At 59.4% G+C, this 14,693-nt stretch carries 6 protein-coding genes and 2 pseudogenes; 5 read left to right on the top strand and 3 right to left on the bottom strand.

Annotation, left to right across the window (positions count from 1 at the left end; all coding sequences use genetic code 11):
• Positions 1-35: 35 nt before the first annotated feature.
• Positions 36-3,713: an Ig-like domain-containing protein gene (locus tag L0Z65_RS12350; RefSeq protein WP_405107983.1), complete on the bottom strand. Its 3,678-nt coding sequence runs from the start codon at positions 3,711-3,713 to the stop codon at positions 36-38.
• Positions 3,714-4,417: 704 nt separating this feature from the next.
• On the opposite strand from L0Z65_RS12350, the pseudogene L0Z65_RS12345 reads away from it, so the two are divergent.
• From L0Z65_RS12345 to L0Z65_RS12335, 3 genes and pseudogenes are all read left to right on the top strand, one after another.
• A pseudogene (locus L0Z65_RS12345) lies at positions 4,418-6,353 on the top strand (PrkA family serine protein kinase).
• A gap of 21 nt (positions 6,354-6,374) precedes the next feature.
• Positions 6,375-7,712 carry a YeaH/YhbH family protein gene (locus L0Z65_RS12340; RefSeq protein WP_096870423.1) on the top strand — a complete coding sequence of 446 codons (1,338 nt, stop codon included), beginning with the start codon at positions 6,375-6,377 and terminating at the stop codon, positions 7,710-7,712.
• Positions 7,699-9,207, top strand: coding sequence for a SpoVR family protein (locus L0Z65_RS12335; RefSeq protein ID WP_040171456.1), 1,509 nt, complete (start codon positions 7,699-7,701; stop codon positions 9,205-9,207). The genes L0Z65_RS12340 and L0Z65_RS12335 overlap by 14 nt, the downstream gene beginning before the upstream one ends.
• A 7-nt stretch (positions 9,208-9,214) precedes the next feature.
• Here the strand turns inward: L0Z65_RS12335 and L0Z65_RS12330 are convergent, their stop codons facing one another.
• Together L0Z65_RS12330 and L0Z65_RS12325 are read right to left on the bottom strand one after the other, a co-directional pair.
• Positions 9,215-9,880 carry a GntR family transcriptional regulator gene (locus L0Z65_RS12330; protein ID WP_405107979.1) on the bottom strand — a complete coding sequence of 222 codons (666 nt, stop codon included), beginning with the start codon at positions 9,878-9,880 and terminating at the stop codon, positions 9,215-9,217.
• 179 nt (positions 9,881-10,059) lie between these two features.
• Positions 10,060-11,175 (bottom strand): S-(hydroxymethyl)glutathione dehydrogenase/class III alcohol dehydrogenase, encoded by a 1,116-nt coding sequence (locus L0Z65_RS12325; protein WP_040171450.1) that lies wholly within the window; start codon positions 11,173-11,175, stop codon positions 10,060-10,062.
• Positions 11,176-11,504: 329 nt separating this feature from the next.
• Here L0Z65_RS12325 and L0Z65_RS12320 point away from each other — a divergent pair, with 329 nt between their 5' ends.
• Together L0Z65_RS12320 and cueR are read left to right on the top strand one after the other, a co-directional pair.
• Positions 11,505-14,021 carry a heavy metal translocating P-type ATPase gene (locus L0Z65_RS12320; protein ID WP_405107975.1) on the top strand — a complete coding sequence of 839 codons (2,517 nt, stop codon included), beginning with the start codon at positions 11,505-11,507 and terminating at the stop codon, positions 14,019-14,021.
• Positions 14,018-14,420: pseudogene (gene cueR / locus L0Z65_RS12315) on the top strand (Cu(I)-responsive transcriptional regulator). The gene L0Z65_RS12320 and the pseudogene cueR overlap by 4 nt, the downstream one beginning before the upstream one ends.
• The last annotated feature ends 273 nt before the right edge of the window (positions 14,421-14,693 follow it).

Genomic DNA, 14,693 nt, shown 5'->3' with positions numbered 1-14,693 from the left:
CAGCGCCAAATCGGCCCCCGGTCGATCTCTGTGGATCAGAGAACCACCTGCACGTCCTGATCGACAATCAGCGTCGTGCCATCGTTGCCGATGGTATAGACATTGAAGGTTTCGCCGTCGATCTGACGGGTGCCACCTGCATTGCCACCAGCCAGGGTGATGGTGTCGTTGTTGTCACCACGGATCGTAAGCGTGTCTGAATTGCCGGACAGCGCTTTGATATCCGCCTCGTTCAGGGTCAGGCTGACATCGGATGCGTAATGCAGGTTCAGATCGTCGACGTTGAACTGGCCAAGGGACGCGTGATCCAGAGAGCCTGCATTGGTCGCGTTGTCGTCAAAGACCACAAGCGTGCTGGAGGTGTTGCCGACTGCGTCGTTGCGCGACAGTACAAGATGCGTCCCGTCCGGGATGGCGGTGCCAAAGCGGAATTCTGTCCCGTCGATAGGATCGACTGTTTTGGACGCAGCAGGGGACCCCATGGTGCCATTCGGATTGAGTGTGTTGACCGTATAGTTGTCGGTTGCATCGAGCGTTTCCAGCCGGACGATCCCGTCACTCGACTCTGTGACCGTGTTGATCGTCGCGGCGCCAACTTCGGTATCCACCGAGAACTGCTCAACAGTGCTGCGTTCATTTCCAGCGGCGTCTGTCGCACGGATGGTAGCCGTCGCGGTATAGGTGCCGTCGGGCAGGTCCGCATCCGAGAAGGTCACGCTCCAGTTCCCGGAGGCATCAACCGTCGCGTTATTGGTGACCGCGCCGATGGTGACAGCAACCGTAGAGCTGGCCTCAACTGTGCCCGACAGGGTGGTGCCTGCGATCTGCTCCGCTTTGTTCACGATGTCGTCCGACGTCTGGTTCGGCTGAACCGTCAAAGGCACCACTTCGGTATCGAGTGCGACGGTGTCAGAGACACTTGCCGTATTGCCCGCGTCATCAATGATAGAGGCGGTAATCGGCAGGGACTGGGTGCCCGTCGGGATTGCGGTCGCCGGGAAGGTGGTGGCCCAGTCGCCGTTGACATCGGCGACCACTTGGCGGCTAGCCGCGCCGAGGCCAACCGTCACGGTCAGGCCTGGCGTCGCGGTGCCACTGATTTCAACACCGTCGGCACGTTCAACGGCGTTGATCACATCGTCGAGTTCGATCGGGTCGGGAGATAGCGCCACAGTGCCTGCAACGGTGTCTACCCGCAGGGCAGAGGAGGCCGAAGCGGTGTTACCCGCCGCGTCCGTTGCCGACACTGTGACCGAGGTATTGTATTCGCCAGCCGCCAGTGCGCCCGGCTCGAAGAGGGCGCTCCAAGTGCCATTTGCAGCCACGGTCGCAGTACGGGTCACACCCGCGACCGTCACCTCAACGGCAGATCCTGGCTCGGCAGCGCCGGTAAGCGTCACACCGGCCTGTGCCTCGGCGGCGTTGACGATATTGTCACCGCCTGCCTGATTGGCATCGATGCTGACCGCGGTCGAGGTGTCGACGCGCAGGGTGCCTGTCGTGCTCTCACTGTTCCCGGCTGCATCGGTCGCGGTGACGCTGATCGGAGCGTCATATTCGCCGGGGGTGATTTCGCCAGTGGTATAAGGCGCGCTCCAGCGGCCCTGTGCATCCGCTGTCACGGTGCGGGTGATGCCCTGGAAGGTGACAGCAACGGATGCACCGGCCTCTGCGGTGCCGGTCAAGGTGAGGCCGCCTGCGGCTTCCGCACCATTCAGCACGTCATCGCCACCGGCCTGCCCGTTGTCGAGGCCGACGCTGGTCGTGGTGTCGACGTGGATCTGGCTGCTGGTCGAGGCGGTATTGCCGTAGGCATCGGTCGCCGTCGCCGTCACGGTTGTGCCATACGTTCCATCGGCAATGTCGGACCCGGCAAAGCTCGCAGTCCATTGCCCCTGAGCATTGGCCGTCACGGTGCGGGTTGCATTGCCCAGCTGAACCACAACGCTGGCACCCGCCTCGGCGGTGCCGGTCAGATCCAGGCCATTATTGGCCTCAACCGCATTGATCAGGTTGTCCCCTGCAAGCGGGTTGCTGAGTGCCACTTCGGTTTCGGTGTCCACGCGGACGGTACCTGTGGTGGAGGCCGTGTTGCCGAGCGCATCGGTTGCCGTGACCGAGACATTGGCGTCATATTCGCCTGTCGGGATCTCGCTGCTGGCGAAATCCGCACTCCAGTTGCCCTGCGCGTCCGCCGTCACGGTGTGCGTGGTGCCCTCAAGTGTCACAGCGACGCTGGCACCGGCCTCGGCCTTGCCAGTCAGGGTTACACCGCTGGTCACCTCCGGTGCGGAGATCACATTGTCGCCCGCCTGAACCGCGTCGAGAGAGGCCGTGGTTTCAGTGTCCACAGGGATAGTGGTTGAGGTGGAGCTGGTATTGCCGCTGGTATCGGTCGCCACGGCAGAGACGCTTGCGTCATAGGTGCCGGTCGCGATTTCCGAGCTGAGATAGCTGGCTGACCAGTTGCCCTGTGCGTCAGCTGTCACTGTGCGGCTCACCCCTTGGAAGGTCACCACAACACTTGATCCGGCTTCGGCTGTGCCGGTGAGGGTAATGCCCGCCGCCTGTTCAGCACCGCTGATCATGTGATCATTGCCCACTTGGGTGTTGATGGTCACACGGGTTTCGGTGTCGACATCAACCGTATGGGTGGTGGTGCTGGTGTTGCCAAAGGAATCGGCGCTGGTGACTTCGATGGTGGAGCTGTAGATGCCTGTCGCCACCTCGTTCACACTATAGTTCACCGACCATGTGCCGTCATCAGCGACTGTGGTGGTGCGGGTCACGCCCTGGAATTCCACGCTGACGCTGGCACCAGCTTCACCGGTACCGTTGATCACAACACCATCGGCCACTTCGATGTAGTTGATGTGGTCATCGCCCTCGACCGTGTTGACGTCGATTGGCGGCGGCGTGGTGTCGATGATGACCGAAGGGCCATCCAGATTGAATTCGGTCCCGTCCGGGCCCTTTACGTAGACTGTGGTCTCGTAAGAGCCGTCTGGCGGCATGTTGGTGACCGGGAAATTGGCAACCCAGGTGCCATCGTCCTTAACCGTGACAGTTTCGGTGATTGTGCCCAGTGTCACCTCGACGGTGGAGCCGGGGGCACCGGTGCCGCTGACGACCACATCTTCGGTGGTGGATCCGGCAACGGGATAGGTTGCATCGGGATTGTCGACAGTGGGCGTGACTGCCCCGCCGCCGCCACCACCGCCTCCGCCACCACCAACGATGGCAGCTGCACCGACAACACCGGCCGCCGCACCAGCAGTGCCGAGACCGCCGAGAAGTGGCGCTACGAGAGGTGCCACAACGGGTTCAATGCGTTCCACGTCAAGGAACACCATATCATCATAGGCGCTCCACTTGCCGCTTAGGTCCAGCGGTTCGTAGCTGGCATAGAGCATCCCATCGGTACGGTCCTCCAGAACCACCTCGACAAAGTTGCCTTCCTCGCTCAGGAACAGGTTCTTATTTCCGGTTGCGCCGGTGTTGAAGAAATCATCCAGCACCACCACTTGGCCGTCGATCAGCGTAATATGAAGGTCCTGACCGCGCCGCGCATAGCTCTCGACATCAGACGGGCCGAGATTCAGCGAAATGTCTTTCGCCGTTGCCGTTGCAATTGTTGCCTGGGGGGTGTCAGCAGATGTACCATGCTGTTTGGTGCCCGCCATGTCGCGGACGATGTATCCAACCGTACTCATTTTTATATACCGCTCGTCAAAGACCAAAGCGCCAGAATCATAGCGCCAAGGTAGCCTGCATTGTTTTGCCCATCAGCCGTCTCCGCGGCCATATTGACGCCATATTGCTGCCTTCCCAGCGGCCTTGTCTAGGTTTTGATGAGCGGATTTTTACCGAAAAGATCCGGGTGTGGCTAATTTGTATTCAATTTGCATCGAAGTTTATCGGGTGATTTTTGTTAATGTTCCCCTCTGGTTGACGTTAGGGAATTTCTTGCGGTGTGTTTGCGATGGGTTTGCGCTGCGGGCGAGCGTTCATGGGCCTTATCTCTAAGGCGGTTGCCGGAATCTGTGGTGTCTTGAACAGCGTGATTAGGGCGCGTTTTTGACCACTCAGGTCACAGGTATATCGCTGATGTGTGAACAAGTGTTCTATTAAAACGTACTGGCAATTAACCAAAAAGACACCAGTTTCAGATAGGATGAAGGGCATAATTGGTGTAGAGTTGATCCTAAGTACACGACGCCGAAACCCAGGCCACAGCTGGAATGTCACCGCTCAGAGTGACCCGCTGGTCTTGTATCGCCGGATCCGGCGCCGAGCAGAATTCAGACGAATATTTTCACGCGGACATTCCTTGGCCCTCGCGCTGGGCGCCCTCTGTCCGTGTGCGATTTTGGACCCCAGGAGGACCGGCGCGCAGTAACTAGGAGGCTAGAGCCAGATGAAAGACATTGCCGAAATCTTTGCCGAACAATATGGCGAAACGCGCGAGCAGGAGATGTCGCTGCAGGACTATCTGAATGCCTGCCGCGATGATCCCAGCATGTACGCCAATGTCGCAGAGCGTATGCTCAAGGCGATTGGCGAAGAAGAACTGGTCGATACATCAAAAGATGCGCGACTGGGGCCGATCTTTCAGAACCGCACCATCAAACGATATTCTGCCTTCAAAGACTTCTACGGCATGGAGGACACAATTGAGCGGATCGTGGGCTACTTCCGCCACGCCGCGCAGGGGTTGGAAGAGCGCAAGCAGATCCTCTACCTGCTGGGCCCCGTTGGCGGCGGCAAATCCTCTCTCGCGGAACGGCTGAAGCGTCTGGTCGAGGATCAGCCGATCTACGTTCTGAAGGCAGGGGACCAGCTGTCCCCCATTTTCGAGAGCCCGCTTGGCCTCTTCGATCCGGTGCGGATGGGCAAACTGCTGAACGATGAATACGGGATCGCGCAGCACCGCCTGCCCGGGCTGATGTCACCCTGGGCGGTGCAGCGGCTTGATGAATTCGGCGGCGATATCAATAAATTTTCGGTGGTGCGACTGTATCCGTCTCGGCTGCGCCGGATCTGCGTGGCCAAGGTTGAGCCGGGGGATGAGAACAATCAGGACATTTCTACCCTGGTGGGCAAAGTCGACATTCGCCAGCTGGAGCATTTCAGCCAGGACAACCCGGATGCCTATAGCTTCTCAGGCGGTCTGAACCGCGCAACACAGGGCATTCTTGAGTTTGTTGAGATGTTCAAGGCTCCGATCAAGATGCTGCACCCGCTGCTGACAGCGACGCAAGAAGGCAACTACATGGGGACCGAAAGCTTCGGCGCGATCCCCTTTACCGGCCTGATCCTTGCTCATTCCAATGAATCTGAATGGCAGCAGTTCAAGAACAACAAGAACAATGAAGCCTTCATCGACCGGGTATCGATTGTGAAGGTGCCGTACTGCCTGCGCGTCACTGAAGAGGCGAAGATCTACGACAAGCTGATTGAGCACAGCGAGCTTGCAGCGGCGCCCTGTGCCCCTGAGACGTTGAAAATCCTCAGCCGGTTCTCGGTTCTCACCCGGCTGAAGCCGCATGAGAATTCTAACCTCTATTCCAAATTGCGCGTCTATGATGGCGAGAGCCTGAAGGACACCGACCCGAAGGCGAAAACCGTGCAGGAATATCAGGATCGCGCCGGTGTTGATGAGGGCATGAACGGGATCTCCACGCGCTTTGCCTTCAAGGTGCTGTCGACCACGTTCAACTTCGACACCGATGAGGTCGCGGCAGATCCGGTCCATCTGATGTATGTGCTGGAACAGATGATCAAGCGCGAGCAGTTCCCGACGGAGACGGAGGCAAAATATCTTGCCTTCATCAAGACAGAACTGGCGCCGCGCTATGAGGAGTTCATCGGCAACGAAATCCAGAAGGCCTATCTGGAGAGCTATACCGAATACGGGCAGAACGTGTTCGACCGGTATATCTCCTACGCTGACGCCTGGATTGAGGAGCAGGACTACAAGGGACCCCGATACTGGCCAGCTCTATGATCGCGAGGTTCTGGATGCGGAGCTCAGCAAGATCGAGAAACCCGTCGGTATCGCCAACCCCAAGGATTTCCGCAATGAGGTTGTGAAATTCGCCCTGCGCCACCGCGCCAATACCGGCTCAAACCCGGCGTGGAATTCCTATGAGAAGCTGCGCGATGTGATCGAAAAACACATGTTTAGCCAGGTCGAGGAGCTGCTCCCAGTGATTTCCTTTGGCTCCAAGAAGGACAGCAAAACCGAAGGCAAACATCAGGAGTTCGTCGAACGGATGCGCAGCCACGGCTACACCGACCGGCAGGTCCGCAGATTGGTGGAGTGGTACATGCGCGTGAACAAGGCGGGCTAACAGAAAAAGGGTGGGTGCCAGATGCATCATTTTATCGACAGGCGCGCCAATCCCAAGGGCAAGAGTTTGGGGAACCGGCAACGGTTCCTTGAACGTGCCCGCGAAAGTATCAAGGAACGTGTCGACAGATCGGTCCGAGATAAGTCGATCAAGGATGGTGGTGGCATCCCGGCCGAAGGCGAGAAGGTCACCATCCCGTCCCGCGGGCTGAAGGAGCCCCGGTTTCACCATTCCTCCAAAGGGGGGCGACGGCGCCATGTGCTGCCGGGCAACAAGGAATTCGTGGTTGGCGATACGCTGAAACGACCCCAGGGTGGCGCGGGTGAGGGCGGCAAACAGGCCTCCGAGGATGGTGATGGCGCGGATGAATTTTCCTTTACCCTGACGCGGGACGAATATCTTGAAATTCTGTTCGATGGGCTGGAGCTGCCGGATCTGGTCGAAAAGGCCACTGTAGAGACCGAAACCATCGGAACACGCCGCGCCGGGCTGACCACTGCGGGCACGCCGAATAACCTCAACCTTGTGCGGACCATGCGCAATTCCTTGGGGCGCCGGATCGCGTTGCAGCGGCCCTCCGCCAGATCCATTGCCGAGCTACAGGCCGAGATCGAAGAGCTGGAGTCGCTGCCGGAGCGTAGCGAAAAACAGCAGATCCATCTCGAGGATTTGCGCCATCGGCTGGAGGTGTTGGAGCGCAAACGTCGGGTGGTGGGCTACATTGACCCGCTGGATCTGCGGTATGATACGCATGTGCCAGAGAAAATCCGCAATTCGCGCGCGGTCGTCTTCTGCCTTATGGATGTGTCGGGTTCCATGCAGGAGCGGGAGAAGGATCTGGCAAAACGCTTCTTCCTGCTGCTGCATCTGTTTCTGACGCGCAGCTATGAACACACCGAACTGGTGTTCGTGCGCCATACCCATCACGCGCAGGAGGTTGATGAGGAGACGTTTTTCTATGCGCGCGAGACCGGTGGCACCATTGTCTCGACCGCGCTGGAAAAAATGAAGGAGATCGTCGCTGAACGGTATCCGCCGGATGAATGGAACATCTATGGTGCGCAGGCGTCTGACGGGGAAAATTTCGGCAATGACTCGGCGCGCTGCAAGGCGCTGCTGCTGGAGGATCTGCTGCCGGTTTGCCAGTACTACGCGTACGTCGAAATCGTCGATGAAAACGCCGAGATGCTGTTGAACAACCCCGAGGCGGGCGAGGATTTGTGGCAGAACTACCGGCAGGTGAAGGCACAGGCTCCGCATTTTGAGATGCAGCGCGTGTCGCAGCCATCGCATATCTATCCGATTTTCCGGGAGTTTTTCCTTCCCAAGGCAAAAGGGGCGCAGAATGCAGGCGGGTGACACTGTCGCGAAACCGATGTTCACGGGGCCGGAATGGACCTTTGAGTTGTTGGAAGTCGCGCGCGATGCGATTGAGGAAATCGCGCTCAATGATCTGGGGCTGGACGTCTATCCAAACCAGATCGAGATCATCTCGGCCGAACAGATGCTGGATGCCTATTCCTGCGTCGGCCTGCCCCTGATGTATCAGCACTGGTCATTTGGGAAGCATTTTGCCCGTGATGAGGCGCTTTACCGGACCGGGCGGCAGGGGCTGGCCTACGAGATTGTCATCAACTCAAACCCCTGTATCAGCTACAATATGGAAGAGAACACCATGGCCATGCAGACGCTGGTCATGGCGCATGCCGCCTTTGGGCACAATCATTTCTTCAAGAACAACTATCTGTTCCAGCAATGGACCGACGCGGCCGGTATCCATGATTACCTGGCCTTCGCCAAGAATTACATCTCGGCCTGCGAGGAACGCTATGGCCTCAGCGCGGTTGAGGAAATTCTGGATGCGGCCCATGCATTGCAGTCGCAGGGGGTGTTTCGCTACGGGCGCCCGCCCAAACCAACCACCGAAGAATTGGCCGCGATGCAGAAGGTGCGGGAGGGCCATGAGAGCGCGCAGAGCGTATTGGATATCTGGACCGATGCGACGCTGGGCCGGGACAAGCTGGAACAGATCAAGGATGAACCCTACAGTGCCCGCCGCAAGCTGATGAATCTGCCGCAGGAGAACCTGCTGTATTTTCTGGAAAAGCACAGTCCGGTGCTGGAGCCTTGGCAATGCGAGATCCTGCGCATTGTGCGGATGCTGGCACAGTATCTTTATCCGCAGAAGCAGACCAAGGTCATGAACGAGGGCTGCGCGACCTTTGTGCATTATTACATCATCAATAAGCTGTTTGAGCAGGGGCGCCTGACCGAAGGCTCCTATATGGAAATGATGCACAGCCACACCAATGTGGTGCTTCAGCCGGAGTATGACGACCCGCGTTACTCGGGCATCAATCCCTACGCGCTCGGCTTTGCGATGATGCAGGATATCCGGCGAATCTGCGAGGCGCCGACCGACGAGGACCGGGAGTGGTTCCCTGATTTTGCAGGTGATCCGGATTGGCGGCGGGTGATGCGGGACGCCTGGGCCAACTACCGGGATGAAAGCTTCATCCAGCAGTTCCTGTCGCCGCATCTCATTCGCAAGTTCAAGCTGTTCACCCTCGCGGATGATGCGGATCAATCACATCTGGTGGTGAGCCAGATTCACAACCGAACCGGCTATCGCTCCGTGCGCCGGGATCTCGCGCATTCCTACGATCTGGCCTATTTAGAGCCTGATATTCAGGTCACAGACGCCGATCTGAAGGGGGACCGCGAGCTGAAGCTGACCCATACCGTGCGGGACGGAATCCACCTGTCGGAGGAGGACCGCGACGAGGTGCTGAAGCACCTGCGCAGGCTATGGGGATACGATGTCAGTCTTGCGGCAGTCGATGCAGGGGAATGAGGCTGGATCAGGGGATCTGAGCCCGCAATTGCTCCTCAAGTGAGGTTTTGGCCGCCAGTATATGGTCTGCCGTGAGCCGGGCGGCCTGTTCAGCATCGCGCGCTTCGCAGGCGCGGAGAATAGCGCGATGTTCCTGGTCGCTGCGGGCCATGCCGTCACTCATGATCAACTGCGCCCGCAGATAGCGGTCGATACGATCCATCGCGCCCTCGACGACTTCGACATGGTAGGGCAGGCCGCTGACGCCATAGAGCGTGCCGTGGAATTGCCGGTTCAGCGGTCCCCATTGCATCGGATCATTGCAGGCCGCAAAGGCATCCAGATGCGCATGGGCCTGATCTGTGATCTCTTGCGTCATGTTGGCAACCGCGGCGCGGATAATATCGGCCTCAAGTTTTGCGCGCAGTTCAAAAATCTCGGAGGCATCCTGCATCGACAGGGTCGCGACCACCGCTCCTTTGTAGCGCTGTGAGGTGACCAACCCCTGTTGTTCCAAACGGGCGATGGCCTCGCGTACGGGAAAGCGCGAGGTGCGAAAGGCCTTGGCGATTTCATCCTGTCGCAGGGGGGTGCCGTCAGAGAGGTCGCCGGTGATGATTGCCTTCTGCAGCGCACGAAAAATGATCGTCGCCGCAGACTCACTCTTGGAGATATCGATAGCGTGCAGTTTCAATCCGGTTCCTCGGCCAAAGCGGAGCATGTGAGGTTGATTATGCCTGTGGTTGAGCCTTGCCGCCAGCCCTGTGGGCGTGTCTGAATCCGGATTCTGACGGATGCGCAGCCCAAATGAAAACGCAGGCCGGGTGGCCTGCGTCATGGTTTTGCCTGTAGTGTCTTATTTGCGATGCAGGATCAGAATTCGACGACGGCGCGGATCGATTTGCCTTCATGCATCAGGTCGAACCCGTGGTTGATTTCATCAAGAGACAGCTTGTGGGTAATCATCGGATCGATTTCGATCTTGCCGTCCATATACCAGTCTACAATCTTGGGCACATCCGTCCGCCCGGCCGCGCCGCCGAAGGCGGTGCCGCGCCAGCTGCGGCCTGTGACCAGCTGGAACGGACGGGTGGAGATTTCGGCACCTGCCGGTGCAACGCCGATAATGATGCTCTCACCCCAGCCTTTATGCGCGGCCTCAAGCGCGGTCCGCATCACCTGTACATTGCCTGTGGCATCAAAGGTGTAATCTGCGCCACCTTTGGTCAACTCCACGAGATGAGCGACCAGATCGCCGTCAACCTCAGCCGGGTTCACAAAATCGGTCATGCCAAACTGCGTGGCCATCTCGACCTTGCCGGGGTTGAGGTCCACACCGACGATCTGATCCGCACCGGCCAGGCGCAGGCCCTGAATCACGTTGAGGCCGATGCCGCCAAGACCAAAGACAATCGCGCGCGAGCCGATCTCTACCTTGGCGGTGTTGATCACCGCGCCGATACCCGTAGTGACACCGCAACCGATGTAGCAGACCTTGTCGAAAGGGGCGTCTTTGCGGATTTTGGCCAAGGCGATTTCGGGCACCACCGTGTGGTTGGCGAAGGTGGAGCACCCCATGTAGTGGTAGATCGGTGTGCCATCCAACATTGAGAACCGTGTGGAGCCGTCGGGCAGCAGGCCTTGCCCTTGCGTTGAGCGGATCGCCTGACACAGGTTGGTCTTGGGGTTGAGGCAATATTCGCATTCGCGGCATTCCGGCGTGTAAAGCGGGATCACATGGTCGCCCACTTCCAGGCTGGTCACGCCTTCGCCAACTTCGACTACGACGCCTGCACCCTCATGGCCCAGAATTGCCGGAAAGATCCCCTCGGGATCATCACCAGAGCGGGTGAACTCATCCGTGTGGCAAAGACCAGTTGCCTTGATTTCGACCAGCACCTCGCCCTTTTTCGGGCCTTCGAGGTTCACCTCCATAATCTCCAGCGGTTTGCCCGGGGCAACGGCCACAGCGGCGCGAGTGCGTATCATGGTGAAATTCCTTTGTTCTGTCTGTGACGGCAGGCGCCAATTGCGCTGAGCCGCATATTGGCAGACCCGTTGGGGGGGCGTAAACCACCCGCCGTCGCGGGATGTGCATTTCTTGCTGTCGCCAGTCTAGCGATGCTGATCGACTGCGCCCTGAAAAAATACGACAGCGGGACATCCGTTCCCGTCATCCCTAAGCCAGTTGGCGCGCAGGGGGGCTTCGATGTCGAAGGTTTAAATTTCACACGGATAGGCTCTTGACCTTCCTGTGACTGGAAGCCCCATATCAGCAAAGATATGATCTTAATGACAATGTCTGGAAGGTGTCAGCCATGGAAGAATCACATGTCAGGGAGCGGACTATTGAGGTGACCGGCCTGAGCTGTGCGGGCTGTGTGGGCCGGGCAGAGCGGGCGTTGGCTGCGGTGCCAGGGGTGAAGGAGGCGTCCGTCAACCTGGCAACCAGCAAGGCGCGCGTTGTTGGTTCGTCCGAGGTATCGGCGGAGGGTCTGCGCGGAGCCTTGAAAACGGCCGGATACCCGGCGGCAGAAGCGACGATAGAGTTGCAGATCAGCGGTCTCACCTGCGCAAGCTGCGTTGGTCGCGTCGAACGCGCTCTGCAACAGGTCGACGGGGTGGTTTCGGCAGACGTGAACCTTGCACAGGAGCAGGCCCGTGTGACCTATCTGGCCGGGGTGCTGACTGCGGAGGATCTGCTGAAGGCCAGCAAGCACGCAGGCTATCCCGCGACCCCTATCGGGAACACGCAAAGCGACGCCGATAGCCTGAAGGTCGAAAAGGAAGCTGAAATTCAGCGTCTTGGCTGGGAATTCCTTATCGCCGCGGCCCTGACGCTACCGGTCTTCGTGATTGAGATGGGGGGCCATATGATCCCGGCGCTGCATCATTGGGTTGCGCGCACCATCGGCACCGGAAACAGCCATATTCTGCAATTTCTGCTGACAACACTGGTGTTGTTTGGTCCTGGTCTGCGGTTCTACCGCCAGGGGGTGCCTGCGCTGCTGCGCGCTGCGCCGGATATGAATGCGCTGGTGGCGATCGGGACCGCGGCGGCCTACGGGTATTCGGTGGTGGCAACCTTTGCCCCGGACCTGTTGCCTGCGGGAACCGCCAATGTCTACTACGAGGCGGCAGCGGTGATCGTCACCCTGATCCTGCTGGGACGCTGGCTGGAGGCCCGCGCCAAGGGGCGCACCGGCGCTGCGATCCGTGCTCTGGTCGGGCTGCAGCCCAAGGTCGCGTTGCTTGTTACGGGCACCAAGGCGGAGGAGCGTCCGGTCTCGGAGCTGCGCGTTGGCGATCATCTGCGGGCGCGACCGGGTGAGCGGATTGCCGTGGATGGCACGGTTTTGACCGGACGCTCCTTTGTTGACGAGAGCATGATCACCGGAGAACCGCTTCCCTTGGAGAAAGCGGGTGGCGATGCGCTGACGGCGGGCACCATCAATGGGGCTGCGGTTTTGGACTATCGCGCCACCCATGTCGGCGCCGATACGCTGCTGGCGCAGATCGTGCGCATGGTCGAGCAGGCGCAGGGCGCCAAACTGCCGGTGCAGGCGCTGGTGGATCGTGTGACACTGTGGTTTGTCCCGGCGGTGATCATGATTGCGGCGCTGACGGTCGCTGTCTGGCTGCTGTTTGGCCCGGACCCGGCCCTGCCCTTGGCGCTGGTTGCGGGGGTGTCTGTGCTGATCATCGCCTGCCCCTGTGCAATGGGGCTGGCGACGCCAACGTCAATCATGGTTGGGATTGGACGTGCGGCGCAGATGGGCGTGCTGTTTCGCAAGGGAGACGCTCTGCAATGGTTGCAGGATACGCGCGTGGTTGCCTTGGATAAGACGGGCACCCTGACGGAAGGCCGCCCGACCCTGACCATGCTGCGCTGTGCCGACGGGTTTGACAGGGCCGGGCTGCTGCCGCTGCTGGGGGCGGCGGAGGCCCAGTCGGAACATCCGATCGCACGGGCCATAACAGCGGCAGCGGGGGCGGATATCCCGCAGGCGACAGAGGTCGAGGCCATCCCAGGATATGGTTTGCGTGCAACTGTAGCGGGTCAGCTGGTTCTTATCGGGGCTGCACGACTGATGACGCGTGAGGGGATTTCCTGTGCGCCATTTGAGGTGGAGGCTGAGAGTCTCGCCGCGCGCGGTGCAACCACGCTATATGCGGCAGTTGATGGGCGCTTGGCCGGGTTGGTGGCCGTAACCGATCCCGTCAAAGAGGGCAGCCGTGCCGCTGTGAAAGCCATGGCCGCGCAGGGGCTGAAGGTTGCGATGCTGACCGGCGATGGGGCGGCCACGGCGCAGTCTATCGCTGATGATCTGGGGATTGAGATCGTTGAAGCGAACTGTCTGCCCGGTGATAAGGTGAGCGCATTGGAGGCGCTGCAAAAGCAACACGGGGCCCTTGCCTTCGTTGGTGACGGGATCAATGATGCCCCGGCCCTCGCGGCGGCAGACGTCGGGATTGCAATCGGCACCGGTACCGATGTGGCAATTGAGACAGCTGACATCGTCCTGGTCTCTGGTGACCTGCGCGGGGCGGTCAACGCCATTAAGATCAGCCGGGCGACGTTGCGCAATATCCGGCAGAATTTGGGGTGGGCCTTTGGCTATAATATTCTGCTGGTGCCTGTGGCTGCGGGCGTGCTTGTACCCTTTGGCGGGCCGCTTTTGTCGCCAGGGCTGGCAGCCGGTGCGATGGCGCTGTCCAGCGTGTTTGTGCTCAGCAATGCGCTGCGCTTGCGTGGGCTGCGGTCGGACATAGATCAGTCAGAGACACAGGCGGATCCAACACCTGCGCAGCAGATGAATGAGGTGCGACCATGAACATTGGTGATGTGGCCAGCCGTTCTGGCCTGCTTAGCCAAGACCATTCGCTACTATGAAGACATTGGTCTGATCAAACCGCGGCGCAGTGAGAATGGCTATCGTTGTTTTGCGGAGACCGACCTGCACAAGCTGGCGTTTCTGGGTCGCGCCCGCGCGCTTGGCTTTACCATCGAAGATTGCCGGACGCTGCTTGCGCTTTATGAGGATGAGAGTCGGGCCAGTGCCGACGTGAAACAATTGGCTCAGGAGCATCTCGATAAGATCAATATCAAGATCGCCGATCTTGAAGCGATGCGGGATACCCTGTCGGAGCTGGTGACCTGTTGCGCAGGCGACAGTCGGCCTGACTGCCCCATTCTGCGTGATCTGTCGCAGCCACCTGAAACGGGTGAGTAATCGGGCGGGTCAATCAGATCAGCCGATGTTTGTGATGTAAGGTGACGCGCGGCGCATTCGAGGCCCTATGCAACTCGGGAGGGTCAGGCAGTGGGGCAACAGCAGCCGAGGGAGGAGCGGCTCTTGCTGCGAATGCGTCGCGCGCATCACCGAGATAAGGTGCGCTATCCGCGCAAACAAGAGGCGAGAGCCGCCTGACGCGGCGTCCGTAATTCTCAGCATAAAACAGCCGAAAGAGGGGAGCGGAGGGCTCGCGACAACCTAGGGCCAAGA

It is taken from the genome of Phaeobacter sp. BS52, from assembly GCF_045040595.1.
GTDB classification, from domain to species: Bacteria; Pseudomonadota; Alphaproteobacteria; order Rhodobacterales; family Rhodobacteraceae; genus Phaeobacter; species Phaeobacter piscinae.
This window is presented reverse-complemented; position numbering and strand designations above follow the sequence as displayed.